The organism is Streptomyces sp. NBC_01304 (assembly GCF_035975855.1).
Classification (GTDB): Bacteria; Actinomycetota; Actinomycetes; order Streptomycetales; family Streptomycetaceae; genus Streptomyces.
The window spans coordinates 3694039-3719372 of record NZ_CP109055.1 but is presented as its reverse complement, the minus strand read 5'-3'; the positions used below and the strand labels follow the sequence as shown (position 1 = coordinate 3719372).

The following is a 25334-nucleotide window of genomic DNA, read 5'->3' as shown; positions in this document are numbered from 1 at the left end:
AGCCATGGAAGCTTTCACCGCACACACCGGCCGGGCCGTCCCGCTGCGCCGCTCCAACGTCGACACCGACCAGATCATCCCGGCCCACTGGCTGAAGAAGGTCACCCGCGACGGCTTCGAGGACGGGCTCTTCGAGGCCTGGCGCAAGGACCCGGAGTTCGTCCTCAACAAGCAGGAGCGAAAAGGGGCCACGGTCCTGGTCGCCGGTCCCGACTTCGGCACCGGTTCGTCCCGTGAGCACGCGGTCTGGGCGCTGCAGAACTACGGCTTCAAGACCGTCATCTCCTCCCGTTTCGCGGATATCTTCCGCGGCAACTCGCTCAAGAACGGCCTGCTGACGGTGGTTCTGGACCAGGGAGTCGTGAACGCGCTGCAGGAACTGGTGGAGCAGGACCCGCAGGCCGAGATCACCGTCGACCTGCAGGACCGCCAGGTTCGCGCCGAGGGCATCACCGCGGACTTCGAACTCGACGAGAACGCCCGCTGGCGCCTGCTGAACGGCCTTGACGACATCAGCATCACGCTGCAGAACGAGGGCGACATCGCAAAGTACGAGGCAAAGCGCCCCGCGTACAAGCCACGCACCGTCCAGGTCTGAACAGACTGTTTCCGGCCGCATCCACAAGGCCCGATGCGCCATTCGGGCAACCGAATCAGCCACACCCGCCGAACCGCGGTCTGCTTGCAGGCCGCGGTTCGGCTTTTGAGCTCCTACGCTCCCCAACTCGCGCCACGCCCGGACAAGTTGACGAATTCCGCAGGTGGCCGGGGGAGTCCCTGCCGAGCTCCGACTTAAGGGTCCGCCGGTCCCCGAAACCCCCTTCTGGACGGCACGCTGAGACCTCGTGAGGCGACAACTCGACCCAGATGGCACAATCGGTGCATGGAACGCGACGGCCAACTAGAGCTCTACCGGCTCGTCGCGGACCGGCTGAAAGAAGCGCATCAAACGGTGCGCACACTGCAAGTCCCGGAGGGCGTACGGATGGCGCTGACCCGGAAGCTGCTGGCCGTAACGGCCGTGGCCAAACACGATCTCACCGATGCCGCAAGGCGTCTGGACGGGTTCATGAAGGACCTCGATGAGGGGCGTTTTCCCCAAGATCCCACCGCCGATGGAACTCCGTGATGGTCGAGTTCGTTGCGGCACAAGGGTGATTAGCCCGTTTCGTGTTTGATTTGCGGTATATATCTGCCTAACGTGCGAAAAAGCCAGAACAGATTCGTTCCGGCAATGTCTCCGAAGGGGAAGACGTGAACAAGGCGCAGCTCGTAGAAAGCATTGCCGACAAGGTCGGTGGCCGTCAGCAGGCCTCCGACGCCGTCGACGCTGTACTCGACGCCATCGTCCGCGCAGTTGTCGGCGGAGACCGTGTCTCGGTCACCGGCTTCGGCTCGTTCGAGAAGGTCGACCGCCCGGCCCGTTACGCCCGCAACCCGCAGACGGGTGAGCGCGTCCGGGTCAAGAAGACCTCCGTGCCCCGCTTCCGCGCGGGCCAGGGCTTCAAGGACCTGGTGAGCGGCTCCAAGAAGCTCCCGAAGAACGACGTCGCGGTCAAGAAGGCGCCCAAGGGCAGCCTTTCGGGCGGCACCAAGACCACCGCCAAGGCCGCGACCAAGAAGGCCACCGCCAAGAAGGCGACGGCGAAGAAGGCTGCGGTCAAGAAGACCACGGCGGCGAAGAAGACCACCGCCAAGAAGACCACCGCCAAGAAGGCCACGGCGAAGAAGACCACGGCCAAGAAGGCGACGGCGAAGAAGGCTGCGGTCAAGAAGACCACGGCGGCGAAGAAGACCACGGCCAAGAAGGCGACGGCGAAGAAGACCGCCCCCGCCAAGAAGGCCACCGCCAAGAAGGCTCCGGCCAAGAAGTCCACGGCGCGCAAGACCACCGCCAAGAAGGCGACGGCCAGGAAGAAGTAAGGCCGCAAGGGCTTGACTCACTCGCCGGGCCGGGCTTCCCCACGGGGAGCCCGGCCCGCGGTGCGTTCACCTGGCCTCGGGCGGGCCGATACGCTGCGGGCATGCAGGCGACCGCGTACACGTACGACTCCGATTCCCGCAGCGGCAGTGTGCTGTTGGACGACGGCACCCCGGTGTCCTTCGACGCCCCGGCCTTCGACGCCGGCGGGTTGCGGCTCCTTCGCCCCGGGCAGCGGGTGCGCATCGAGGTCGAGGGGGACGGCGAGGCCCGCCGGATCACTCTGGTGACGCTGCAGACCTTCTGAGAGGTCCCGGCCCCGGGCCCTGCCCCGCGAGACGCACCTGTTCCACCGCCGCTGCCGTACGCGGCCCCACGCCGAGGGCGAGTGCCGCCTCAAGGTCGTCCCAGGTATCCACGTCCTGGCGCACCCCCGGAACGTCGGAGAGCGGGATTTCCACCGCCCCGGACGCGCCGTGCCGGGCCCTCGAAGGGCCCTCGAAGGCCGGAGCCAGCGAGATTCCCGGGCCCGCACTGAGCAGTGTTGTGCCGATTCCGGCGGCATCCGCCAGAAATGCGCGGGGAAATGCGGAAGCGTAATCAAGAACTCGCTGCAATTCCGTGGGCCGCAGCGCCGGCAGATCGGCGTTGAGGGCCGCCACGGCGCTTGACGGCCGTATTACCCGCGCGGCGCGGGCTCCGTGCGCCAGCGCGGCGTTCAGGCCCCCTGACGGTTCGTCCCGCACGATGCGTGCCCCGAGCGCCGCCAGTGCGCGTCCGGCCAGGTCGTCGTCCGTGACGACCACCACATCCCGTACGCCCGCGCACGCCACCGCGGCGGCCACCGTGTCCTGCGCGAAGGCCAGCGCGAGGGAGGGCCGCAGGGCGTCGCCCGCGGTGTCCGCGAGCCTGCTCTTGGCCCGCACCAGGGGCTTCAGGGGTATGACCAGGGTCCATGCGGGGAACACCGGCCGGTCTGCATCTGTGCGCACCGGGCCCATTCTTGCCTGACACAGGCCGTACGCACCGGCTGTGGAGGCAGATCCGTGGGCGTACGGTGTTCTCGACAGACGGGGGACCTGGGGCGACACTTGTGCGGCGCACGAGCGCGCGTCAGGACCAGTAGAGGAAGGTGTCCGAGTGTCCCGCCGCAGAATCGGCTTCTGGTACCGCCTGGCGGCGGTCATCGCCAAACCGCCGCTGGTGGTTTTCTTCAAGCGGGACTGGCGTGGAATGGAACACATTCCGGCCGACGGCGGATTTATTACCGCGGTCAATCACAACTCATATGTGGACCCGCTCTCCTACGCGCACTGGCAGTACAACACCGGACGAGTCCCGCGTCTCCTGGCCAAAGCGGGCCTCTTCAAGGTGCCTTTCGTCGGAATGATCCTGCGCGGTACGGGCCAGATTCCCGTCTACCGCGAGACCGCGAATGCGCTGCATGCCTTCCGCGCCGCCGTCGACGCCATCGAGCGCGGCGAGTGCGTGGCCTTCTATCCCGAAGGCACCCTCACCCGTGACCCGGACATGTGGCCGATGACGGGGAAGTCCGGGGTCGCCCGCGTCGCCCTCGAGACCAAGTGCCCGGTCATTCCGGTGGCCCAGTGGGGCGCCAACCTCGCGATGCCGCCGTACGCCAAGGAGAAGAAGGTCCGCCTCTTCCCGCGCAAGACCCTTACGGTGCTTGCCGGTCCGCCGGTCGACCTCGCGCGCTTCCACGACAAGGAGCCGACGCCGGAACTCCTCAAGGAGGTGACCGAGGTCATCATGGCCGCGATCACCCAACTCCTTGAGCAGATCCGCGGCGAGAAGGCCCCGGCGACGCCGTACGACCCGCGCCAGGCCCGTATCGAGCAGCGCCGCAAGGCCGCCGAAAGCAGCAACTCCCGGGAATCCGGGGGCTCAGAGCAAGCAGCGACATCCGTGGAGGACGACAAGTGACTCGGCCGGTGAAGGCAGCCGTCTTCGGTACGGGCTCCTGGGGCACGGCCTTCGGCATGGTGCTCGCCGACGCGGGCTGCGACGTGACCCTGTGGGGCCGCCGCGCGGAACTCGCCGACGCCATCAACTCCACGCACACCAACCCGGACTACCTGCCGGGAGTTGAGCTTCCCGAGGGGATCCGGGCGACCACCGATGCCGCCGAGGCCGCGGCCGGCGCACAGTTCACCGTGCTCGCCGTGCCTTCGCAGACGCTGCGCGCCAACCTCGCCGAGTGGGCGCCGCTGCTTGCTCCCGACACCGTGCTCGTCTCCTTGATGAAGGGCGTCGAGCTCGGCTCCGCGATGCGGATGAGCGAGGTCATCGAGGACGTGACCAAGGTTCCCGCCGACCGCATCGCCGTGGTCACCGGGCCCAACCTGGCGCGCGAGATCGCCGCCCGGATGCCGGCCGCCGCCGTCGTCGCCTGCCGCGACGAGGCCGTGGCCCAGCGGCTCCAGGCCGCCTGTCACACCCCGTACTTCCGCCCGTACACCAACACCGACGTGGTCGGCTGTGAACTCGGCGGCGCGGTCAAGAACGTGATCGGTCTCGCCGTCGGCATCGCGGACGGCATGGGCCTCGGCGACAACACCAAGGGCTCGCTCATCACCCGCGGCCTCGCCGAGACCACCCGGCTCGGCTTCGCCATGGGCGCGGACCCGCTGACCTTCTCCGGACTCGCGGGCCTGGGCGACCTGGTGGCGACCTGTTCCTCGCCGCTGTCGCGCAACCACACCTTCGGCACGAACCTGGGCAAGGGCATGACGCTGCAGGAGACCATCGCGGTCACCAAGCAGACCGCAGAGGGCGTCAAGTCCTGTGAGTCCGTGCTGGATCTGGCCCGCAGGCACGGCGTCGACATGCCCATCACCGAGACCGTGGTGGCCATCGTGCACGAGGGCAAGCCGCCGGTCGTCGCGGTCAAGGAGCTGATGTCGCGCAGCGCCAAGCCCGAGCGGCGCTGAGTCACGGGGCACGGCACATGGGCAAGGCGGGGCCTGACTCGGCACGTACCAACAGGTACCCTCAACGCGATATGAGCAGCGAGAACCCCTCCCAGAGCCCGGTCCCCTCCCAGCCCGGAGGGGAGTCCCGCAAGCCGCGCGTCGCCGTCGTCTTCGGCGGCCGCAGCTCCGAGCACGGCATCTCGGTCGTCACGGCCGGCGCCGTCCTTCGCGCCATCGACCGGTCCAAGTACGACGTCCTGCCCATCGGCATCACCACCGACGGCCGTTGGGCGCTGACCGCCGACGAGCCCGACCGGATGGCGATCACCGAGCGGCAGGTGCCGAACGTCGAGCAGCTCGCCGAATCCGCTGACGGCGGCGTCGTGATGCCCCTCGACCCGGCCAACCGCGAGGTCGTGTACGCCGAGCCGGGCTCCGTGCCCAAGGCCCTCGGCGAGGTCGACGTGGTCTTCCCGGTGCTGCACGGTCCGTACGGCGAGGACGGCACCCTGCAGGGGCTCCTCGAGCTGTCCGGGACGCCGTACGTCGGCTCCGGTGTGCTCGCCTCGGCCGTCGGCCAGGACAAGGAGTACATGAAGCGGGTGTTCACCTCCTTCGGGCTGCCCGTCGGTCCGTACGTGGTGATTCGCCCCCGCGAGTGGGCCGCCGACCAGAACGCCGCCCGCAAGAAGATCGTGGACTTCGCCGGTGAGCACGGCTGGCCGCTCTTCGTGAAGCCCGCCCGGGCCGGCTCCTCGATCGGCATCACCAAGGTCGACTCCTTCGAGGGCCTGGACGAGGCGATCGAGGAGGCCCAGCGGCACGACCCGAAGATCCTGGTCGAGGCGCTGCTCAAGGGCCGTGAGATCGAGTGCGGCGTCCTGGAGTTCGAGGACGGGCCGCGGGCGAGCGTGCCCGCCGAGATCCCGCCGGTGCAGTCGCACGCGTACTACGACTTCGAGGCGAAGTACATCGACTCGACGCCCGGTCTGGTGCCCGCCCCGCTGACGCCGGAGGAGACCGCCGAGGTGCAGCGGCTCGCGGTGGCCGCCTTCGAGGCCGCCGCCTGCGAGGGTCTCGTACGCGCGGACTTCTTCCTCACCGAGGACGGGGAGTTCGTGATCAACGAGATCAATACGATGCCGGGCTTCACCCCGATCTCGATGTACCCGAAGATGTGGGAGGCCAGCGGCGTCGGCTACGCGGAGCTGGTGGACCGCCTGGTGCAGGCGGCGCTGAACCGACCGACCGGGCTGCGCTGATTCTGAGCCCCCGCAGATCCAGCAGATCTAGTTGGCGATCCCTTTGGGGATCGCCTTCTTGATCTCCCGCCCGAGGACGACGAGCGAGGCCGCGCCGCTCTGCTTCTTGTGGTCCGAGCCGATGGTGACCTCGACGTACGCCTCGCGCAGCGCGCTCGTGAATCGGTACGAACCGTCCCCGGGCTCCTCGATCAGCCAGCCCAGACCGTCGACCTCGGTGGTCGGGGCCGTCAGGTCGCCCATCTTGGCGGGCTTGGGGACACCGCAGCGCAGTATGATCGCCGAGCTTCCCCATCCCGCGGTCAGCTCGGAGCGCGGCTCGGGATCGGTGCGTTCGAGACCGTCGAGCTCGTCCGGCAGCTGCTGGTGCAGCTTCCGGCACAGCTTCGCGGTGTACGCGTCGGGGGAGGGAACCACGACCGTCGCGGTGTCGTCCGTCGAAGAACAGCCCACGGTCGCCATGAGCAGGCCGAGGACGGGCAGACAGACGAGCCGGCGACGTATCGAGTTCACCGGCAAAGCGTAGACGGGGGCTACAGGTGCACGACCGGGCAGGTCAGGGTTCGCGTGATGCCGTCCACTTGCTGGACTCTGGCAACCACCATGCGGCCGAGTTCGTCGACCGTCTCGGCCTGGGCGCGCACGATGACGTCGTAGGGACCGGTGACGTCCTCGGCCTGTATCACTCCTGGGATCTTGCCGATGAGCTCGGCGACTGTCGACGCCTTGCCAACCTCGGTCTGAATCAGGATGTAAGCCTGTACCACGGAACCTCCAGGGCGGCCACGAGGATCATGTGGGGGAGAAGGGACGCCACGGTATCGCGTCGCCGCACATCGCGGGGAGACCCGCGGAGCCGGTGGCGCCAAGACGGTGGTGGAGCCCGCCACGGCACGGCAGCTGTACGGCAGCACGACCATGCGAAGTTGACGTATTCATTGACGGTACCCGTGGCCGAAAAGGCCCGCGACCGCAAGCGCAGTGGGGCAGAAGGGGTAATCGGATGAAGGGCACCGTCGGCGAGCTGGGGGAGTTCGGGCTCATCAGGGAGCTCACCTCGCGGCTCACCACCACTCCGGCGGTGCGGCTCGGCCCCGGCGACGACGCCGCGGTCGTGGCCGCGCCCGACCGCAGGGTCGTGGTCAGCACGGACATCCTCCTGGAAGGGCGGCACTTCCGCCGCGACTGGTCCACGGCGTACGACGTCGGGCGCAAGGCGGCCGCGCAGAACCTCGCGGACATCGCCGCGATGGGCGCCGTGCCGACCGCGCTCCTGCTCGGCCTGGTCGTCCCCGCCGAACTGCCGGTGACCTGGGCGACCGAGCTGATGGACGGCCTGCGCGACGAGTGCCAGGTCGCGGGCGCGGCCGTGGTCGGCGGGGACGTCGTACGCGGCGACACCATCACCGTGTCCATCACGGCGCTCGGCGACCTCCGCAACCACGAGCCGGTGACCCGCGCGGGCGCGCAGCCCGGCGATGTGGTCGCGTACACCGGCTGGTTGGGCTGGTCCGCGGCCGGGCACGCCGTGCTCTCGCGCGGCTTCCGCTCGCCGCGCGCCTTCGTCGAGGCGCACCGCCGCCCGGAGCCGCCGTACCACGCGGGCCCCGCGGCGGCCGGGCTCGGCGCGACCGCCATGGCCGATGTGAGCGACGGACTGATCGCCGACCTCGGGCACATCGCCGAGGCCAGCAAGGTGCGGATCGACGTCAAGTCCGGTTCCATCGACGTGCCTTCGCAGATGAACGACATCGGGCAGGCCGTCGGTGTCGACCCGCTGCAGTGGGTGCTCAGCGGGGGAGAGGACCACGCGATCGTGGCGACCTTCCCGCCGGACGTGAAGCTGCCGGCCCGCTGGAAGATCATCGGCGAGGTGCTCAACCCGTCCGCGTTGCCGCAGGTCACCGTGGACGGGGCGCCCTGGACGAACAAGGGTGGCTGGGACCACTTCGGCGGGGACATCGAGTCGTGACGGCCCCGATATCCCCGCCGGCATCCGCGCGTCAGGCGCCCCCGCTGGTGCTCACCGTCGCCGGCTCTGACTCGGGCGGCGGGGCCGGGATCCAGGCCGACCTCAAGACGATGCTGGCACTCGGTGTGCACGGCATGAGCGTGATCACGGCGGTCACCGCGCAGAACTCCCTCGGTGTGCAAGGCGCTTGGGAGCTTCCCGTGGAGGCCGTGCGGGCCCAGTACCGCAGCGTCGTCGACGACATCGGCATACAGGCCGTGAAGACCGGAATGCTGGCCTCGGCCGAACTGGTCGAGGCCGTCGCGGAGTTGCTGGCCGGGACCGAGGCGCCCGCCGTGGTGGATCCGGTCGGGATCTCGAAGCACGGCGACTCGCTGCTCGCCGCTTCCGCGCTCGATTCCGTACGTACGAAGCTGCTCCCGGTGGCCACCGTCGCGACGCCCAATCTCGACGAGGTCACCCAACTGACCGGCCTGCGCGTCGAGTCGGAGTCCGACATGCGGCGGGCGGCGGCCGCGGTGCTCGCGTACGGGCCCCGGTGGGCGCTCATCAAGGGCGGACACCTGGAGGGCGAGCCAGGGCGGGTGGGCGGGAACCAGGCGGTCGACTTCCTCACCGACGGCTCCGAGGAGCACTGGCTGCGCGCCCCGCGCCACGACAACCGGCACACCCACGGCACCGGCTGCACGCTGGCAAGCGCGATCGCCTCCGGCCTCGCCAAGGGGCTTGCGGTGCCGGAGGCGGTGCGCGAGGCGAAGGCGTACGTCACCGGGGCCGTCGCCGCCGGGTTCGCGCTCGGGGGCGGGATCGGGCCGGTGGATCACGGCTGGGCCTTCAGGCGGGATAGTCCCCGAGCTTGATGCCCGTCGCCGCTTTCTCGGTGAGCCGCTTGAAGAAGGCCGCCAGATAGCGCGAGCTGAGGATCCGGTACGCCCGGTTGCGGCTGCGGATCTTCTTCTCGGTCGGCGGGGCGAAGAACGGCCCGGCGTTGCCCGAGATCTTCTGGCAGCCCTTGGCGAAGTCCCGGACCCGCGCCTCGTACGCGGCGAACGCGGTGCGGTGGTCGCCGTGTGCGAGGGCCAGCTCGCCGGCGAGCACATAGCCTCCGACGATGGCGACGCCCGTGCCCATGCCGCCCATCGTGGCGCCGTACCCGGCATCGCCGAGCAGCGCCACCCGGCCCTTGGTGAGCCGGTCCACGTGGATCTGCGCGATCGCGTCGAAGTACAGGTCGTCGGCGTCCTCCAGCGCCTTCAGGACCGCGGGTGCCTCCCAGCCCATCCCGGCGAACCGGTCGGCGAGGATCCGCTTCTGCTGCTCGATGTCCCGCCGGTCGTACGTCAGTTGCTCCGAGGTGAACACGAGCAGGGCGCCGCCGCGGTCGGGGTCCCCGTCGTAGTTGGACACGGCCACCGCGCGCCCGGGGTCGCTGTGGATGAGGCCCGTGCGGTTCAGGCCGAGGTGGTTGGGCACGCTGAAGCCCGCCACGTAGTGGTGCAGGAAACGCAGGTACTGGGACTCCTCTCCGAAGACGAGGCGCCGGGTGTTCGAGTGCAGTCCGTCGGCGGCCACCACGAGGTCGAAGCGGCGCGGGGCGCCCACCTCGAAGGTGACGTCGATGCCCTCGGCGTCCTCCGTGAGCGTGGCGATGGAGTCGCCGAAGACGTACTCGACCTCGTCCTTGGTGCGCTCGTACATGATCTTGGACAGTTCGCCGCGGAAGATCTCCACGTCGCCGCTCATCAACGCGGCCGGCAGATCGACCTGTTCGGTGCCGTCGGCGTCGACGACGCTCTGCCGGCCCATGTGGGTCTGCCGCCGGTGGATCTCGTCCCAGATGCCCATCTCGGTGAGCACCTTGCGGTGGATGTGACCCCGGAAGTCGACCGCGAACCCGCCCTCGCGCAGGGCGGGCGTCCTTTCGACGACGGTGACCTCGGCGCCGTACCTGGCGAGGTTGAGGGCGAGGGCGGGGCCGGCGATGCTGGCGCCGGAGACCAGGACGGTGAGGTGGGCGAGGGGGCCTTGGGCGTGCGCTGTGTTCGTCATGTGGATGAGCTTCGGGCCGGGCGCTGACCGCCGGCTTACCGCTCGCTGACGGCCGCTGACACCTCTTTGCGGCTAAACCGCCGCCGCTCTCGCGGACCTGGTTGCTCGCCGTCGCGGTTTCTCAATTGATGGTTGCGGCCGTTCTCCCCAGTTCAAAGGCCGTCTTGTACGCCGCCGGGGAGAGCTCCGCGCGCACCGCCGCCCGGGTGCGGGCCACGTCCAGGTCGCCGAGGAGTTCGGTGCCGCGCAGCCCGGCGGCCGCGCCGAGCAGTCGGGCCGCCTGCTCCGGAGGCTCGACGGACGCCAACGCCTCGGCGGCCTCGGCCAGTTCGAGCGGGGCGTCGTCGGCCAGCGTGCGGGCCTGGGCGAACCAGTCGCGGGCCTCGTCCGGGGCGCCTTCGGCCAGCGCGGTGCGGCCGAGGCCGATGAGGATGCGTACGCTCTCGCCGACGCTGAACCAGTTGTCCGAGCAGGTCGCCAGGGCCGCTTCGTACCGGTCACGCGCGCGTGCGGTGTCGCCCGCCATGCGGGCCGTGTCGCCGAGACCGCGGAGGGCGCCGGCCTCCTTGTCGATCACGCCGGCGGTACGCGCGTACCGGCACGCGCGCGTGAAGTGCGATTCGGCCTCGACCGGGCGTCCCGCGTGCAGCAGGACCGTGGCCTTGCGGTGCAGCAGATCGGCCGTTTCCTCCGGTGCCTCCAGCTCCCGTACGTGCACGAGGGCCTCGTCCAGAAGGCGCAGCGCCCGCTCGCTGTCACCGCGCCAGAACGCGAAAACACCCAGCGGATCAAGGGAGTTGGCCATGCCCCAGCGGTCACCGGCCGCACGGAAACCGGTGACCGCGCGGGTGAACGACGCCTCCGACTCCTCGGGCCGACCCGCGAACCACTCCTGGAAGCCGCGCCCCAGCTCGATCAGGGCGGGCGCCCATGGGTCGCCATCGTGCCGCGCGGTCCTCAGCAGGGCGTCGTCGATGTGCCGCGGCCCCGCCGCCACCGACCACAGGACCATCGTGAACGGCAGCCGCAGCGGCCACTCCAGCGCCTCCATCACCGGGCGCGCGCGTGCGAGGCGCTCCTGCTCGCGCGGATCGCTGCCGCCACCGGTGAAGGTGTTCACCACACACAGCACGAACTCCTCCTCCAGGCCGGCCGGGGGCTCCCCGCCCACCGCAGCGAAGAGGGCGCGGGCATGCGGGGCCAGCGCGCCGTAGCCGCCGCGCAGGCGCCCGTACCAGGACAGGGCGGCCACCAGGCGCAGGGCGTCCTCGGGGGAGGCGGCCACGAGGTGGCGCAGGGCGGCGTCCAGATTGCCGTGCTCGGTGGCGAGGCGGGCCAGCCAGTGCAGCTGCTCGTGGCCGCGCAGGAACGGTTCGGCCTCGGTGGCGAGGCGCAGGAAGTACGCGGCGTGCGCGGCCCCCAGCCGGTCCGTCTCGCCCGCCTCGGTGAGCTGCTGCGCACAGAAGGCACGGATCGTCTCCAGCATGCGGTACCGGCCGTCGGTCACCTCCAGGAAGGACTTCTCGGCCAAGGAGGCCAACAGATCGTCCGGGTACGGCACTTCGCAGACTTCCTCGACCGCACCGAGGTCCGCACCGCCCGCGAACACGGTGAAGCGCCGGGCCAGCTCCCGCTCCTCCTCGTCGAGCAGTTCCCAGCTCCACTCGACCACCGCGCGCAGGGTGCGGTGCCGGGGCGCCTTGGTGCGGTCGCCGCGGGAGAGCAGCCGGAAGCGGTCGTCGAGGCGGTTCGCGAGCTCGTCGAGGGTGAGGGTGCGCAGGCGGGCGGCGGCCAGCTCGATGGCGAGGGGGAGCCCGTCGAGGGCCGCGCAGATCTCGGCCACGCGCGCGTGGCCGTCAGCGGAACCCGGGGGACCGGCATCGCCGTTCACGCGCGCGTGGAGCTCGATGTCCGGGCGCACCGCCGCCGCCCGGTCGGCGAAGAGCTGCTCGGCGGTGCGCGGCGGCAGCGGCGGCACCGGGCACTGCGCCTCGCCGGTGATGCCCAGCGCCTCCCGGCTGGTGGCGAGGACGCGCAGGCCCGGGCAGGCCCCGAGCAGACGGCCGGTGAGGAGTGCCGCCTCCTCGACGAGGTGCTCGCAGTTGTCCAGCACGAGGAGCAGCTCACGCCCTTCGAGCGCGGACACAAGGCGCTCGTGCGCATCGCCCGCGGGGTGCCGGGCGCCCTCGCGCACGCCGAGCGCGGTGAGGATCGCGTACGGAACCTGAGCACCGTCGGCCAGGGGTGCGAGCTCCACATAGGCGACCGGTGCCTTGTCCGGCGCGTGCCTCCCGGCCGCCTCGACGGCGAGCCGGGTCTTGCCCGCGCCCCCGGGGCCGGTGAGGGTGACGAGCCGCTCCGTGCGCAGCAGCCCGGCGATCCGCGCCAGCTCCTCGGCGCGGCCCACGAAGCGGGTGAGCTGGGCGGGAACCCCGCGCGGGGCCGTGTCCGAGGTGCCCTGCAGCAGCTCCAGGTGCAGGGCGGCCAGCTCGGGGGACGGGTCGGCGCCGAGCTCGTCGGCGAGGGTGCGACGGGCCTCCTCGTAGACGGCGAGGGCGTCGGCGGGCCGCCCGGCCGTCCGCAGGGCCCGCATCAGCTGGCCGTACAGGCGCTCGCTCAACGGGTGCCCGGCGATCAGCTCGCGCAGCTCGGGCACCAGCTCGGGGCCGCCGCCGAGGGCGAGGTCGGCCTCCACGCGGTCCTGGTGGGCGGCGAGCCTGAGCTCCTCGTAGCGAGCGGCCCGGGATCCGGCGAGGTCGGGGAGTGCGGGGCCCCGCCACAGGGCGAGCGCCGCACGCAGTACGTTCGCCGCCTCGGCGTGCGCCCCCGCGGTGAGCGTCCGCCGGCCTTCGCGGGCCAGCCTCTCGAAGCGGTGCGCGTCGACGTCCTCGGGGTCGGCGGCGAGCCGGTATCCGGCAGGACCGGCCTCGATGGCGACGTCCAGGCGCTTGCGCAGCCGGGATATCTGGGACTGCAGGGCATTGGCGGCACCGGCCGGCGGCGCATCGCCGTACAGGCCGTCGAGCAGTCGCTCGGCCGGGACGGTGCGACCCGCTTCCAGGAGCAGCAGGGTGAGCAGCGTACGCGGCCGCTGTCCGCCCGGATCGAGCGCGCTGCCGTCGTCGTCACGGATGTCGAGGGGACCGAGGATGCCGAATCGCACCGGGCCGATTCTGGCAGCTCGCGGACGGGACCGGGCCGATTCCGGCAGCTCGCGGACGGGACGGGTGGGTACAGCAAAAAGCCGACCCACCGTGAGGTGGATCGGCTCCCTGCAGCAACCAGCTAGGTGGCCGCGCTTCGTTGCGTCAGCGCGAGACCTTGCCGGCCTTGATGCACGAGGTGCAGGCGTTGAGGCGCTTCGGCGTCCCACTGATCACGGCACGCACGCGCTGGATGTTCGGGTTCCAGCGACGGGGCGTACGGCGGTGCGAGTGGGAGATGCTGTTGCCGAAGCCCGGCCCCTTGCCGCAGACGTCGCAGTTGGCAGCCACGGGTCACTCCAAAGACTTCAGATGCACTGAATGCAATGCACTTACGGTTAAACCCGGCATGCCGGATTCAGTTCAGTGACCTGAGTGGCGGTGCCAGGGGGGATGTCCCGATTTCTATCGGGCAACCGGAGCAGCATACAACGACTGCCTCGGTACAACGAAACTACCATGGCTGCCTCGGCCCCTGACCGGGCCCTCGGCTGCCGCCGGACTACTCTGCGGTACTTACCCCGCAGCTAGGAGGCACAGGTGCCGCAGCCCGTCCATGCCGACGCAGCCGTGGTGCGCACCTGGTGCGGGCTGGCTCTGGAGGCACTCGGCAGGGCCCGCGCGGAGATCGACGCGATCAACGTCTATCCGGTCGCGGACGGGGACACCGGGACGAACCTCTATCTGACCGTGGAATCCGCCTCCCAGGCGGTGGAGGCGGTGTTCGCGGGCCACGAGGCGGCGGGCTCCGGCGACGGGCCCTCGCTCACGGAGGCGGTGCGCGCGATGGCGCACGGAGCGCTCATCGGGGCCCGCGGGAACTCCGGGACGATCTTGGCGCAGCTGCTGCGCGGGGTGGCCCAGGTGGTCGCGGGCGAACCCGAGAAGAGCGATCGAGGGCGGGTCGAGGACGCCTCGGAGCGTGACGAGGCTCACGCCCCGGGTGCCGGTGACGGGGAGCTTTTGAGGCTGGCGCTGGTACGGGCCGCCGAGTCCGGCTACCAGGCGGTCGCGCACCCGGTGGAGGGCACCGTGCTGACGGTGGCCACGGCGGCGGCACAGGCCGGGGCCACGGCCGAGGGCGACTGTGCGGCAGTGGCCGAGGCGGCCTACGCGGGCGCGAGTGCGGCACTGGACGCGACCCCGGAACAGCTCGCGGTCCTGGGGCGCGCGGGGGTCGTGGACGCGGGCGGGCAGGGCCTGGTGGCAGTGCTCGGTGCGCTGGTGCAGGCGCTGACGGGTCAGGCGCCCGCGCATCCCTGGCACCGGTCGGCGGACGGGCACGCGCGCGTCGATCGTGTGGACGTCGATCGTGTGGACGGGGAGGGGCACGCGCGCGTGGATGGCGATGCGGTGCACGTACGCGTGCAAGCCGGCGCCGGCGATCCGGCGCTCGTGGAGGATTGCCCGGCCGACGGGGAGGACGGCACCGGGCCGGCCTTCGAGGTCATCTACCTCCTCGAGGCCGAGGACGCCGCCGTCGCCCGGCTGCGCACCCGGCTCGACGCGCTCGGCGACTCCCTCGTCGTGGTCGGCGGCGACGGTCTGTGGAACGTCCATGTGCACGTCGACGACGCGGGCGCCGCGGTGGAGGCGGGTGTCGAGGCGGGCTGGCCGTACCGCATCCGCATCACCCACTTCGGCTCCGCGGACGCGCACAGCGCGGGCTTCGCGGCGCCGCCCCGCGAGCGGGCGCAGCGCGCCATCGTCGCGGTCGTACCCGGGGACGGTCTCGCAGCGCTGTACGCCGAGGCGGGCGCCACCACCGTGCTCGCCCGCCCCGGTGAGCCCCCGGCCAGCGGCGAACTCGTCGACGCGATCCGGCGCGCGCACGCCCGCGAGGTCGTGCTGCTGCCCAACGACGCCGAGCTGCGGCACACCGCCGCGGCCGCCGCCGAGCAGGCCCGCACCGAAGGCGTACGGGTCTCGCTCATCCCCACCCGCTCCGCGGTCCAGGGCATCGCGGCGCTCGCCGTGCACGAACCCGACCGCCGCTTCGACGAGGACGTCGTCGGCATGACCTCGGCGGCCGGGGCCACCCGCTACGCGGAACTGGCCGTCGCCGAGCGGCAGTTCTGGACCACGGCCGGCATCTGCCAGGCCGGGGACGTACTCGGCCTCATCGACGGCGACGTCGCCGTGATCGGCACCGACGTCGCGGCCACAGCGACTTCCGTGCTCGACCGGATGCTGGCTGCCGGCGGCGAACTGGTCACGCTGGTCCTCGGGGACGAGGCCCCGGAGGCCGTCGCCGAGCGGCTCGAGGACCACGTGCGCGAGGCGCACCTCGCCGTGGACACGGTCGTCTACCGCGGCGGGCGGCAGTCGGCGCTGCTGCTCATCGGGGTCGAATAGCCGGGGGCGTCCGGCAGCCGGGTGCCGCGAGGGTGGCGTGAGGGTTTTCCACAGGCACGTCGGGACCGGTTTTCCACAGGCTCCCGCCGATGTCAGTCGTGTGGTGTGCAATGGATCGCGTGCCCGTGCTCGAAGAACCTCTGAAGAAACTGCTCGGCCCCGCCACCGCGAAGGTGATGGCCGAGCACCTCGACCTGCACACCGTCGGCGACCTGCTGCACCACTATCCGCGGCGGTACGCGGAGCGGGGCGAGCTCACCCAGCTGGCAGACCTGCCCCTGGGCGAGCACGTGACCGTGGTCGCCCAGGTAGCCAGTGCCCGCATCCTGAAGTTCAACGGCGGCCGCGGCCAGCGCCTCGAAGTCGTCATCACCGACGGCAGCGGCCAGTTGCAGCTCGTCTTCTTCGGCCGCGGCATCCACAAGCCGCACAAGGACCTGCTGCCCGGCACCCGCGCGATGTTCGCCGGCAAGGTCTCGGCCTTCAACCGCAAGCTGCAGCTCGCCCACCCCGCGTATGAACTCCTGCGCGGCGGCAGCGACTCGGACGCGGTCGACGCCTGGGCGGGAGCGCTCATCCCGATCTATCCGGCCACCGCCAAGCTGGAGTCCTGGAAGATCGCCAAGGCGGTCGACGCCGTGCTGCCCAGCGTCCAGGAAGCCGTCGACCCCCTGCCGCCCGCGCTGCGCGACGGCCGCTCCCTGGTGCCGCTGCCCGAGGCTCTGCTCAAGATCCACCGCCCGCACACGAAGGCGGACATCGCCGATGCCAAGTCCCGCCTGAAGTGGGACGAGGCCTTCGTCCTCCAGGTCGCCCTGGCCCGCAGGCGGTACGCCGACACCCAACTCCCCGCCGTGGCACGGCGACCCGCGCCGGACGGTCTGCTCGACGCCTTCGACGCCAAGCTGCCCTTCACGCTCACCGAGGGCCAGCAGAAGGTCTCCAAGGAGATCTTCGACGACCTCGCGACCGAGCACCCGATGCACCGGCTGCTGCAGGGCGAGGTGGGCTCGGGCAAGACCATGGTGGCCCTGCGCGCGATGCTCGCCGTGGTCGACGCGGGCGGGCAGGCCGCGATGCTCGCGCCCACCGAGGTCCTGGCCCAGCAGCACCACCGCTCGATCACCGAGATGATGGGCGAGCTCGCCGAGGGCGGCATGCTCGGCGGCACGGAGCACGCCACCAAGGTGGTGCTGCTCACCGGCTCGATGGGCGCGGCCGGCCGCCGAAAGGCACTGCTCGACCTGGTCACGGGTGAGGCCGGGATCGTCATCGGCACGCACGCGCTGATCGAGGACAAGGTCCAGTTCCACGACCTCGGCCTGGTCGTCGTCGACGAGCAGCACCGCTTCGGCGTCGAGCAGCGCGACGCCCTGCGCTCCAAGGGCAAGCAGCCCCCGCACCTCCTGGTGATGACCGCGACCCCCATTCCGCGTACGGTCGCGATGACCGTCTTCGGCGACCTGGAGACCTCGGTCCTCGACCAACTCCCCGCCGGACGCTCGCCGATCGCCACCCATGTCGTGCCCGCCGCGGACAAGCCGCACTTCCTGGCACGCGCCTGGGAGCGGGTCCGCGAGGAGGTCGAGAAGGGCCACCAGGCGTACGTCGTGTGCCCGCGGATCGGTGACGACCTGGACGACAAGGCCGACGCCAAGAAGAAGAAGTCGGCCGAGGACGAGGCGGAGAAGCGCCCGCCGCTCGCCGTCGTGGAAGTCGCGCAACAGCTGACCGCCGGGCCGCTGAAGGGCCTGCGCGTCGAGATCCTGCACGGCCGGATGGCGCCCGACGACAAGGACGACGTGATGCGCCGCTTCGCCGCCGGAGACGTGGACGTACTGGTCGCCACGACGGTCATCGAGGTCGGGGTGAACGTCCCGAACGCCACCGCCATGGTGATCATGGACGCGGACCGCTTCGGTGTCTCCCAGCTGCACCAGCTGCGCGGCCGCGTCGGCCGTGGCTCGGCCCCCGGCCTGTGCCTCCTGGTCTCCGAGATGCCTGAGGCGAGCCCGGCCCGGGCCCGCCTCGGCGCGGTGGCGGCCACGCTGGACGGCTTCGAGCTCTCCCGGATCGACCTCGAACAGCGCCGCGAGGGCGACGTTCTCGGCCAGGCGCAGTCCGGGGTCCGCTCGTCGCTGCGGGTGCTCGCGGTCATCGAGGACGAGGAGGTCATCGCCGAGGCCCGTGAGGAGGCGGTGGCGATCGTCACCGAGGACCCGGAGCTGGAGGGGTATCCGGAGCTGCGGATGACGCTGGACGCGCTCCTCGACAAGGAACGGGAGCAGTACCTGGAGAAGGGATGAAGCCCTACGGCGGCCCTACGACGGCCCTACGACGGCCCCGTGACTGCCCCGCGACGGCCCCGTCGCCCGACTCCGGTCGGCGCCCAGCCATGACCACCACCGGGGCCCACGCCATATCGTGGGGGTGGAACCGAAAGACCGACGCCGAACCCGAAGGACCCAGATGACCCGCGTGATCGCCGGCCGCGCCGGCGGCCGCCGCCTGGCCGTACCACCGGGCAACGGCACCCGCCCCACCTCCGACCGCGCGCGCGAGGGCCTGTTCTCCACCTGGCAGTCGCTCCTCGGCGGCCCGCTGGACGGCGAGCATGTGCTCGACCTGTACGCGGGCTCCGGCGCCGTGGGCCTGGAGGCGCTGTCCCGGGGAGCGGGCCACACCCTGCTCGTCGAGTCCGACGCCCGCGCGGTGCGCACCATCAGGGACAACGTCCGCGCGCTCGGCCTCCCCGGCGCCGAGGTCAGAGCGGGCAAAGCGGCCCAAATCATTGCAGGTTCGGCTCCCGGTGACCCGTATGACCTGGTCTTCCTCGACCCTCCGTACGCCGTGAGCGACGACGATCTTCGGGAGATCCTGCTCACACTCCGCACCCAGGGCTGGCTCGCCGACGAAGCGCTCGTCACCGTGGAGCGCAGCACCAGAGGCGGCGAGTTCGGCTGGCCGGACGGGTTCGAGGGGCTCAGGTCCCGGCGCTACGGCGAGGGCACGTTTTGGTACGGTCGCGCCGCCTCCACCTGCGAAAACGCAAGTGACGCAAGTGAGGGCAGCACCGCAGACACCGTCCCGGGCCGCACCCCGGACGCCATCTCATGACCGCACCGGAGAGTGAGGGACTTCAGTTGCGCCGCGCCGTCTGTCCGGGGTCGTTCGACCCCGTCACCAATGGACACCTCGACATCATCGCCCGCGCCTCGCGCCTCTACGACGTCGTGCACGTCGCGGTGATGATCAACCAGTCCAAGAAGGGCCTCTTCGAGATCGAAGAGCGCATCGACCTGATCCGCCAGGTCACCGCCGAGTTCGGGAACGTGGAGGTGGAGTCCTTCCACGGCCTCCTCGTCGACTTCTGCAAGCAGCGCGACATCCCGGCCATCGTGAAGGGCCTGCGCGCCGTCAGTGACTTCGACTACGAGCTGCAGATGGCCCAGATGAACAACGGCCTCTCGGGCGTGGAGACCCTCTTCGTCCCCACCAACCCGACCTACAGCTTCCTGTCCTCGTCGCTGGTCAAGGAGGTCGCGGCCTGGGGCGGCGACGTGTCGCACCTGGTCCCGCCGATCGTCCTGGAAGCCCTCAACGAGCGCCTCGCGAAAGGCTGATGGGGCTACAGTCGACCCGTCCGTCTCCCAATCAGGCTGAGACACCCAGGCAGGAAGTGGCGAGCACACGGTGGACGTGCAGAAGAAACTGGACGAGATCGTCGAGGCGGTCATGGGCGCCAGGTCCATGCCCATGTCGGCCTCGTGCGTGGTCAACCGCACCGACCTGCTCTCGATGCTCGAAGACGTGCGCGGGGCCCTGCCCGGCTCCCTCGCCCAGGCCCAGGAGCTCATCGGCGGCCGCGAGCAGATGGTCGAGCAGGCCCGCCTGGAGGCGGACCGCATCATCGAGACGGCCCGCGCCGAGCGCGGCTCGCTGATCTCGGACACCGCGGTCGCCCGCCAGTCCCAGGACGAGGCGGAGCGCATTCTCGCCAAGGCCCGCCAGGAGGCCGAGGAGATCCAGCAGGAGGCCGACGTGTACGTCGACTCCAAGCTGGCCAACTTCGAGGTCGTCCTCACCAAGACCCTCGGTTCGGTCGGCCGCGGCCGCGAGAAGCTCCTCGGCACCGGCGAGGGCCTGGACGCGCAGGGCTACGAGGACCCCGACTTCACCGAGGCTCCCGAGCGCAGCCAGGACCCGGAGACCTTGCGCCGCCGGGCCGACGAGTACGTGGACGGCAAGCTCGGCGCCTTCGAGGCCGTGCTCTCCAAGACGCTCGACGCGGTCGGCCGCGGCCGCCAGAAGCTGCAGGGCCGCGTGGCCACGGACGACCTCGGGCAGCTGGGCGAGGGCACCTCGCAGGGGTACGGCAGCGACGCCGACTTCCTCGCGGACCTCGCCGACCCGCAGGCGGCGCAGATCACCCCCGAGCAGGACCCGCCCCAGCAGGCCCCGGCCGGCGTGCCCGCGCAGCCCCAGTACGCCCAGCAGGACCCGTACGCGTACCAGCAGCAGGACACGTACGGCTATCAGCAGCAGTCGTACGCGGGCCACCAGGACCAGCAGCCGTACGGGACCCAGCAGGACCCCTACGCGGCCTACGGCCAGCAGGACCAGTACGGGTACCCGCAGCAGCAGGGCTACGACCAGAGCGGCGGCTACGCCGAGACCCACGGCGGCCAGCAGCCCCAGCACGATCCTTCGGTCCTCGACGAGACCAGCCTCTTCGACACCAGCATGATCAGCGTCGACCAGCTGCGTCAGTACGAGCAGGGCCGCGGCCAGGGGCAGAACTAGCCATCGCGGACCGGGGCCCGAGCACCGGATTGGGCCGAGAGCGAAAGGTCCAGTATCCTGGCTCTTCGGTCGCGTGTACGCCCGCGATCAAGGCTGCCCACCCAGTGGGTGAGAGCGGCCTCCCCACGACTTCGATGATCGAAAGCAGGAACAGCCCTGAGCACGCGCCTTGACCACCGCAACCCCCTCGTGTTCGACACACACGAGCTGGGGCGGCGTCCGGGTGCCATGCAGCGGCTGACCCGCACCATCGAGGCTCCCAAGGACTTCGGTATCCAGGGAGTCATCGGGACGCCGGAAGGCGCCCCGGTGGAGATCGAGCTCCGGCTCGAGTCGGTCATGGAAGGGGTGCTTGTCACAGGCACCGCCCGTGCACGGGTCGACGGGGAGTGCGTAAGGTGTCTGGAGCCGCTCGAGCGAGAGCTCGATGCGGACTTCCAGGAGATGTACTCGTACCCTGACGCCGACGACCGGGGCCGCAGCAAGCAGGCGGAACCGGCCGACGACGCCGAGGACGACGAGGACATGATCCCCCTCGAGGACGGCATGTTCGACCTCGAGCCCGTGCTGCGTGATGCGGTGGTGCTCGCACTGCCGATGCAGCCGGTGTGCCGGGAGGACTGTGCGGGTCTGTGTTCCGAATGCGGAATCAACCTGAACGACAATCCGGGCCACCACCACGACGTCGCCGACATCCGTTGGGCGGCACTGCAGGGACTCGCTGGTTCGCTCCAGGACGGCGAGAAGGACGAGATGAGCGGCGCCGAAGCTGGCGTCGACGAGAAGCAGGAGAAGTAGCCGTGGCTGTTCCGAAGCGGAAGATGTCGCGCAGCAACACGCGCCACCGCCGGTCGCAGTGGAAGGCTGCGGTCCCCACCCTGGTTTCGTGTGAGCGTTGCCAGGAGCCGAAGCTGCAGCACATCGCGTGCCCCAGCTGTGGCACCTACAACAAGCGCCAGGTCCTCGAGGTCTGAGCGGCTGGTGAGAGGCACGATGTCTGACGCCAAGGCGGAAAACGCCAAAAAGCAGGCGGAGAACACGGCCTCGTCCCACACGCTTCTGGAAGGGCGGCTCGGGTATCACCTCGAGTCCGCCCTTCTGGTGCGTGCACTGACCCACCGTTCGTACGCGTATGAGAACGGCGGTCTGCCGACGAACGAGCGGCTGGAGTTCCTCGGGGACTCCGTGCTCGGCCTCGTCGTCACGGACACGCTGTACACCACCCACCCCGACCTGCCCGAAGGCCAACTGGCCAAGTTGCGGGCCGCGGTGGTCAATTCGCGTGCGCTCGCCGAGGTGAGCCGTGGGCTCGACCTCGGCGCCTTCATCCGGCTCGGCCGCGGTGAAGAGGGCACAGGTGGCCGGGACAAGGCATCCATCCTCGCCGACACCCTTGAAGCGGTGATCGGCGCGGTCTATCTCGATCAGGGTCTGGACGCGGCTTCCGAGCTGGTCCACCGCCTTTTCGACCCCCTGATCGAGAAGTCCTCGAACCTCGGGGCCGGCCTGGACTGGAAGACCAGCCTCCAGGAGCTCACCGCGACCGAAGGGCTCGGCGTACCCGAGTACCTGGTCTCGGAGACGGGCCCCGACCACGAGAAGACCTTCACCGCTGCTGCCCGCGTCGGAGGCGTCTCGTACGGCACCGGCACCGGCCGCAGCAAGAAGGAGGCGGAGCAGCAGGCCGCCGAGTCCGCGTGGCGTGCGATTCGCGCTGCCGCGGACGAGCGGGAGAAGGCCGAGGCTGCTGCCTCCGCCGCCTCCGCATCCGCTTCAGCCCCGGCTGAGGCTGAGGCAGATACCGCTACTGCCTGACGCTCTTCGCGTCTGAGCCGTATAGCTGTACGACGGTCCGTCCCGCCCATTACGCGGGACGGGCCGTCGCTTTTTCCTGCGGTACGTTGCACGCCTTTGCGCCCCCTTGCAGGCGATCCGGCACCGGGGGTGTGCCCACCCGTTCCGCCCTGCGGAACGACTGCCCACACGGTGTGGCGGCAGCGAGTCTGCCCGCACGGTGACGTGAACTGGGGGTTCCCGTGCCTGAGTTGCCCGAGGTCGAAGTCGTACGTCGTGGGCTCGAACGCTGGATCAGCGGTCGCGTCGTCAACGAGGTCGAGGTGCTGCATCCGCGCGCCGTACGCCGCCACCTCGCCGGTGGTGGGGACTTCGCGGCGCAGCTCAAGGGGCATCGGATCGGGCTCGCCCAGCGGCGCGGGAAGTATCTGTGGCTGCCGCTCGCGGATTCGCCGAGCTCCGTGCTCGCGCACCTCGGCATGAGCGGCCAGCTCCTGGTCCAGCCGAACGACGCCCCCGACGAGAAGCACCTGCGGATCCGGGTCGGCTTCGACGATGCGCAGGGAACCGAGCTGCGCTTCGTCGACCAGCGCACCTTCGGCGGGCTCTCGCTGCACGAGAACACTCCGGACGGGCTGCCCGACGTCATCGCGCACATCGCCCGCGACCCCCTGGACCCGGTCTTCGACGACGCGGCCTTCCATGAGGCGCTGCGGCGGAAACGTACGACCATCAAGCGGGCCCTGCTCGACCAGTCCCTGATCAGCGGCGTCGGCAACATCTATGCCGACGAGGCCCTGTGGCGTGCGAAGCTGCACTACGAGCGGCCCACCGCCACCTTCACGCGGCCGAAGACCGCGGAACTCCTGGGCCACGTCCGGGACGTGATGAACGCGGCGCTCGCTGTCGGCGGCACCAGCTTCGACAGCCTCTACGTCAATGTGAACGGGGAGTCCGGCTACTTCGAGCGCTCCCTGGACGCGTACGGCCGGGAGGACGAGCCGTGCCGGCGCTGCGGAACACCGATGCGCCGACGGCCGTGGATGAACCGCTCCAGCTATTTCTGCCCGCGCTGCCAGCGACCGCCGAGGTCAGGGGCGTAACGGCTAGAAGCCGAAGTCCTGGGTCCACCAGGGACCGCCGGACCCGAAGTAGGCGCCGACGCCGAGGGTCTTGTAGTCGCAGTTCAGGATGTTGGCTCGGTGGCCGGTGCTGTTCATCCAGGAGTCCATCACCGACTGGGCGTTGGCCTGGCCCCTGGCGATGTTCTCGCCGCCGAGGTTGGCTATGCCGACCGAGTCGGCGCGGTCCCAGGGGGTGGCGCCGTCCGGGTCGGTGTGGTCGAAGAAGCCCCGGTCGGCCATGTCCTCGCTGAAGGCGCCGGCCAGTGCGGACAGGTCGCCGTCGGCGCGGACCGGGCTGCAGCCGACCTTGGCGCGCTCCTGGTTGACCAGGGCGAGCACCTGGGCCTCGGCGGACGTCTCGCCGCTCGACGGCTTCGAGGGCGAGGACGACTGCTTGGGCTCCGGCGAAGTGTCACGGGACGGGGTAGAGGCCTTGTCCTTGCCGCTGCCGGCCTTGTCCGAGTCGTCCGAGGACGGCTCCTTGGAAGGCGTCTTGGAGGGCTTCGCGGACGGCTCCGAGGAGGGCGACTTGGACGCTTCGGGGCGCTCGGAGCCACGGCTCGCGGCCGTCTCCCTGCGCTCCTGGTCCGTGTCGGCGCCGCCCTGCGACTCGAGGTCGTTCGGACTGCTCGCGGCCCGCACCTTGCCGGGGTCGCTGCCGCCGCCGAGCTGGTAGTTGTCCCCGCCCGGCAGCAGGCCGGAGGCGACGGCCACGGCACCCAGGGCCACGGCGGCGGAAACACCGAGCAGGCCGGTGCGCACGGGGGCCGCGGGGCGCTTGGCGCGGCGGTGCGAGCTCGCGCTCCGCTGACCGGGGATCCCGGCCTGGTGGGGAGCTTCGGCGGCAGGGCCGGCGTCGGAGCGTCGGTGGCGTCCCATCTCCTGGCCTTCCTCGTCCTAGCGGCTCGTTCTTACGGCCGTTCTCGACTGCTGTAACACTCACTACAGAAGCTCACCCAAACGGGTGAGCTTATCTTTTCGCGACTGTACGCGATGACGGATGGGGGTGAAGTGCTCCCAGAGCAATTGGCCGGTTAGCTTGCACACATGAACGAAGAGGCTCGGCTCGTCGCCTGGGTGCGCGGCCATGTACAAGGAGTGGGCTTTCGTTGGTTCACCAGGGCAAAGGCACTCGAGCTCGGTGGCATCACCGGCTTCGCGCTCAATCTCGCCGACGGACGGGTGCAGGTCGTGGCGGAGGGATCGAGGGTCGGCTGCGAGAAACTGCTCGACTGGTTGGAACGCGGCGACACACCCGGCCGGGTCGACGGTGTCACCGAGATCTGGGATGCCCCACGCGGCATTTATGACGGATTCGCCATCCGTTGACGGGACCGGCTCCATATCAGATGCCCGGGGCATGTGTGCGGGGCAGAAATGACCTGGTGGTTGCCAACAAAGCCTTGCCGTGCCAGGCTGCGCAAGTAAGGATGATCTCCACGCCCCTGGGCCCTGCAGGAGAGCCGCGCGAGAGCGTGTGCCCCCAGGTTTGCCCGCCAATACGGGGTGTGATCGTGTTGACCGTCAAACATTTTGGTGAGACGCTGGAAGTCCCCGCGCACCCTAGCTGTTTGGCATGTGAGAACACGCAGAACAACAAGCAGTGCCAATCACCGCGGGTGCTTCCCTCACGACCCACACCGCTTCGGTCGGTCACTCAGTGTGGAGGACCATCCATCATGGCAAAGGCGCTTCTCGGTTACGTCGGCGGCTCAGACCCGCGACTTCTCGCCGAGATGCGACGGCTTCAGCAGCGCGTCCAGGACCTGGAATCAGAGCTCGTACGCATCCAGGCCGAAAATGACGCGTTGGCTACTGCTGCCGCTTCTCACCCCGGCGACTCGCTCGTGGAGAGCATCGACGTACCCCAGGCGGAGCCTGCGCTTGCCTGACCCCGCCGCGTAAGGCAAATGGGTCG

The 25334-nt window shown here is 70.3% G+C and carries 26 protein-coding genes and 1 pseudogene; 20 read left to right on the top strand and 7 right to left on the bottom strand.

Features of this window, described 5'->3' with window-relative positions; genetic code table 11:
- Positions 1-4 precede the first annotated feature (4 nt).
- The 4 genes from leuD to OG430_RS16090 all read left to right on the top strand — a co-directional run bounded on the left by leuD (position 5) and on the right by OG430_RS16090 (position 2228).
- Complete coding sequence (leuD, locus tag OG430_RS16105; protein WP_327353189.1) at positions 5-598, top strand: 3-isopropylmalate dehydratase small subunit; 594 nt, start codon at positions 5-7, stop codon at positions 596-598.
- 285 nt (positions 599-883) lie between these two features.
- Positions 884-1129, top strand: a complete 246-nt coding sequence (locus OG430_RS16100; RefSeq protein ID WP_327353188.1) for a hypothetical protein — start codon at positions 884-886, stop codon at positions 1127-1129.
- Positions 1130-1254: 125 nt separating this feature from the next.
- Positions 1255-1923: an HU family DNA-binding protein gene (locus OG430_RS16095; protein WP_327353187.1), complete on the top strand. Its 669-nt coding sequence runs from the start codon at positions 1255-1257 to the stop codon at positions 1921-1923.
- A 101-nt stretch (positions 1924-2024) separates the two neighbouring features.
- Complete coding sequence (locus OG430_RS16090) at positions 2025-2228, top strand: hypothetical protein (RefSeq protein ID WP_327353186.1); 204 nt, start codon at positions 2025-2027, stop codon at positions 2226-2228.
- On the opposite strand, the gene cofC is transcribed toward OG430_RS16090, so the two are convergent.
- Positions 2200-2913 carry a 2-phospho-L-lactate guanylyltransferase gene (cofC, locus tag OG430_RS16085; RefSeq protein ID WP_327353185.1) on the bottom strand — a complete coding sequence of 238 codons (714 nt, stop codon included), beginning with the start codon at positions 2911-2913 and terminating at the stop codon, positions 2200-2202. The two genes, OG430_RS16090 and cofC, sit on opposite strands and share 29 nt — an antisense overlap.
- Positions 2914-3061: 148 nt before the next feature.
- Between cofC and OG430_RS16080 the strand changes: the two genes are divergently transcribed.
- From OG430_RS16080 to OG430_RS16070, 3 genes are all read left to right on the top strand, one after another.
- Positions 3062-3865: a lysophospholipid acyltransferase family protein gene (locus tag OG430_RS16080; protein WP_327353184.1), complete on the top strand. Its 804-nt coding sequence runs from the start codon at positions 3062-3064 to the stop codon at positions 3863-3865.
- On the top strand, positions 3862-4872 hold the full coding sequence (locus OG430_RS16075; protein WP_327353183.1) for an NAD(P)H-dependent glycerol-3-phosphate dehydrogenase: 1011 nt from the start codon (positions 3862-3864) through the stop codon (positions 4870-4872). The genes OG430_RS16080 and OG430_RS16075 overlap by 4 nt, the downstream gene beginning before the upstream one ends.
- Before the next feature lie 71 nt (positions 4873-4943).
- Positions 4944-6116: a D-alanine--D-alanine ligase family protein gene (locus OG430_RS16070; RefSeq protein ID WP_327353182.1), complete on the top strand. Its 1173-nt coding sequence runs from the start codon at positions 4944-4946 to the stop codon at positions 6114-6116.
- Positions 6117-6143: 27 nt separating this feature from the next.
- Here the strand turns inward: OG430_RS16070 and OG430_RS16065 are convergent, their stop codons facing one another.
- On the bottom strand, positions 6144-6629 hold the full coding sequence (locus tag OG430_RS16065) for a DUF3515 domain-containing protein (protein WP_327353181.1): 486 nt from the start codon (positions 6627-6629) through the stop codon (positions 6144-6146).
- A 20-nt stretch (positions 6630-6649) separates the two neighbouring features.
- Positions 6650-6883: an Lrp/AsnC family transcriptional regulator gene (locus OG430_RS16060; RefSeq protein WP_327353180.1), complete on the bottom strand. Its 234-nt coding sequence runs from the start codon at positions 6881-6883 to the stop codon at positions 6650-6652.
- 236 nt (positions 6884-7119) lie between these two features.
- On the opposite strand from OG430_RS16060, the gene OG430_RS16055 reads away from it, so the two are divergent.
- Positions 7120-8088 (top strand): thiamine-phosphate kinase, encoded by a 969-nt coding sequence (locus tag OG430_RS16055; protein ID WP_327353179.1) that lies wholly within the window; start codon positions 7120-7122, stop codon positions 8086-8088.
- Positions 8085-8948 carry a bifunctional hydroxymethylpyrimidine kinase/phosphomethylpyrimidine kinase gene (gene thiD, locus OG430_RS16050; RefSeq protein ID WP_327353178.1) on the top strand — a complete coding sequence of 288 codons (864 nt, stop codon included), beginning with the start codon at positions 8085-8087 and terminating at the stop codon, positions 8946-8948. The genes OG430_RS16055 and thiD overlap by 4 nt, the downstream gene beginning before the upstream one ends.
- Here thiD and OG430_RS16045 read toward each other — a convergent pair.
- The 3 genes from OG430_RS16045 to rpmB all read right to left on the bottom strand — a co-directional run bounded on the left by OG430_RS16045 (position 8923) and on the right by rpmB (position 13631).
- On the bottom strand, positions 8923-10137 hold the full coding sequence (locus OG430_RS16045) for an FAD-dependent monooxygenase (RefSeq protein ID WP_327353177.1): 1215 nt from the start codon (positions 10135-10137) through the stop codon (positions 8923-8925). The genes thiD and OG430_RS16045 overlap by 26 nt on opposite strands.
- A gap of 121 nt (positions 10138-10258) precedes the next feature.
- On the bottom strand, positions 10259-13300 hold the full coding sequence (locus OG430_RS16040; RefSeq protein ID WP_327353176.1) for a BTAD domain-containing putative transcriptional regulator: 3042 nt from the start codon (positions 13298-13300) through the stop codon (positions 10259-10261).
- A gap of 145 nt (positions 13301-13445) precedes the next feature.
- Positions 13446-13631, bottom strand: coding sequence for a 50S ribosomal protein L28 (rpmB, locus tag OG430_RS16035; RefSeq protein WP_266714523.1), 186 nt, complete (start codon positions 13629-13631; stop codon positions 13446-13448).
- A gap of 249 nt (positions 13632-13880) precedes the next feature.
- On the opposite strand from rpmB, the gene OG430_RS16030 reads away from it, so the two are divergent.
- From OG430_RS16030 to mutM, 9 genes and pseudogenes are all read left to right on the top strand, one after another.
- Positions 13881-15695, top strand: a complete 1815-nt coding sequence (locus OG430_RS16030) for a DAK2 domain-containing protein (protein ID WP_327353175.1) — start codon at positions 13881-13883, stop codon at positions 15693-15695.
- Between the two features lie 110 nt (positions 15696-15805).
- Entirely contained in the window at positions 15806-18001 is a 2196-nt protein-coding gene (recG, locus tag OG430_RS16025; protein ID WP_327353174.1) for an ATP-dependent DNA helicase RecG, read from the top strand.
- Positions 18002-18164: 163 nt separating this feature from the next.
- Positions 18165-18746 (top strand): annotated as a pseudogene (rsmD, locus tag OG430_RS16020) (16S rRNA (guanine(966)-N(2))-methyltransferase RsmD); the annotation flags it as partial.
- A gap of 92 nt (positions 18747-18838) precedes the next feature.
- Positions 18839-19318: a pantetheine-phosphate adenylyltransferase gene (coaD, locus tag OG430_RS16015; protein ID WP_327359117.1), complete on the top strand. Its 480-nt coding sequence runs from the start codon at positions 18839-18841 to the stop codon at positions 19316-19318.
- 70 nt (positions 19319-19388) lie between these two features.
- Positions 19389-20498, top strand: coding sequence for an ATP synthase F0 subunit B (locus OG430_RS16010; protein WP_327353173.1), 1110 nt, complete (start codon positions 19389-19391; stop codon positions 20496-20498).
- Between the two features lie 156 nt (positions 20499-20654).
- Positions 20655-21296 carry a YceD family protein gene (locus OG430_RS16005; protein WP_327359116.1) on the top strand — a complete coding sequence of 214 codons (642 nt, stop codon included), beginning with the start codon at positions 20655-20657 and terminating at the stop codon, positions 21294-21296.
- 2 nt (positions 21297-21298) lie between these two features.
- The gene (gene rpmF, locus OG430_RS16000) at positions 21299-21472 is read left to right on the top strand and encodes a 50S ribosomal protein L32 (protein ID WP_003965982.1); all 174 of its coding nucleotides are present in this window, start codon (positions 21299-21301) and stop codon (positions 21470-21472) included.
- Positions 21473-21491: 19 nt separating this feature from the next.
- Positions 21492-22313: a ribonuclease III gene (gene rnc / locus OG430_RS15995; protein ID WP_327353172.1), complete on the top strand. Its 822-nt coding sequence runs from the start codon at positions 21492-21494 to the stop codon at positions 22311-22313.
- A 221-nt stretch (positions 22314-22534) separates the two neighbouring features.
- Positions 22535-23395, top strand: coding sequence for a bifunctional DNA-formamidopyrimidine glycosylase/DNA-(apurinic or apyrimidinic site) lyase (gene mutM / locus OG430_RS15990; RefSeq protein WP_327353171.1), 861 nt, complete (start codon positions 22535-22537; stop codon positions 23393-23395).
- A 3-nt stretch (positions 23396-23398) separates the two neighbouring features.
- Here the strand turns inward: mutM and OG430_RS15985 are convergent, their stop codons facing one another.
- On the bottom strand, positions 23399-24295 hold the full coding sequence (locus OG430_RS15985; RefSeq protein ID WP_327353170.1) for a CAP domain-containing protein: 897 nt from the start codon (positions 24293-24295) through the stop codon (positions 23399-23401).
- A 168-nt stretch (positions 24296-24463) separates the two neighbouring features.
- Here OG430_RS15985 and OG430_RS15980 point away from each other — a divergent pair, with 168 nt between their 5' ends.
- Together OG430_RS15980 and OG430_RS15975 are read left to right on the top strand one after the other, a co-directional pair.
- Positions 24464-24745, top strand: coding sequence for an acylphosphatase (locus tag OG430_RS15980; protein WP_327353169.1), 282 nt, complete (start codon positions 24464-24466; stop codon positions 24743-24745).
- Positions 24746-25095: 350 nt separating this feature from the next.
- Positions 25096-25308 (top strand): hypothetical protein, encoded by a 213-nt coding sequence (locus OG430_RS15975; RefSeq protein ID WP_327353168.1) that lies wholly within the window; start codon positions 25096-25098, stop codon positions 25306-25308.
- Positions 25309-25334 lie beyond the last annotated feature (26 nt).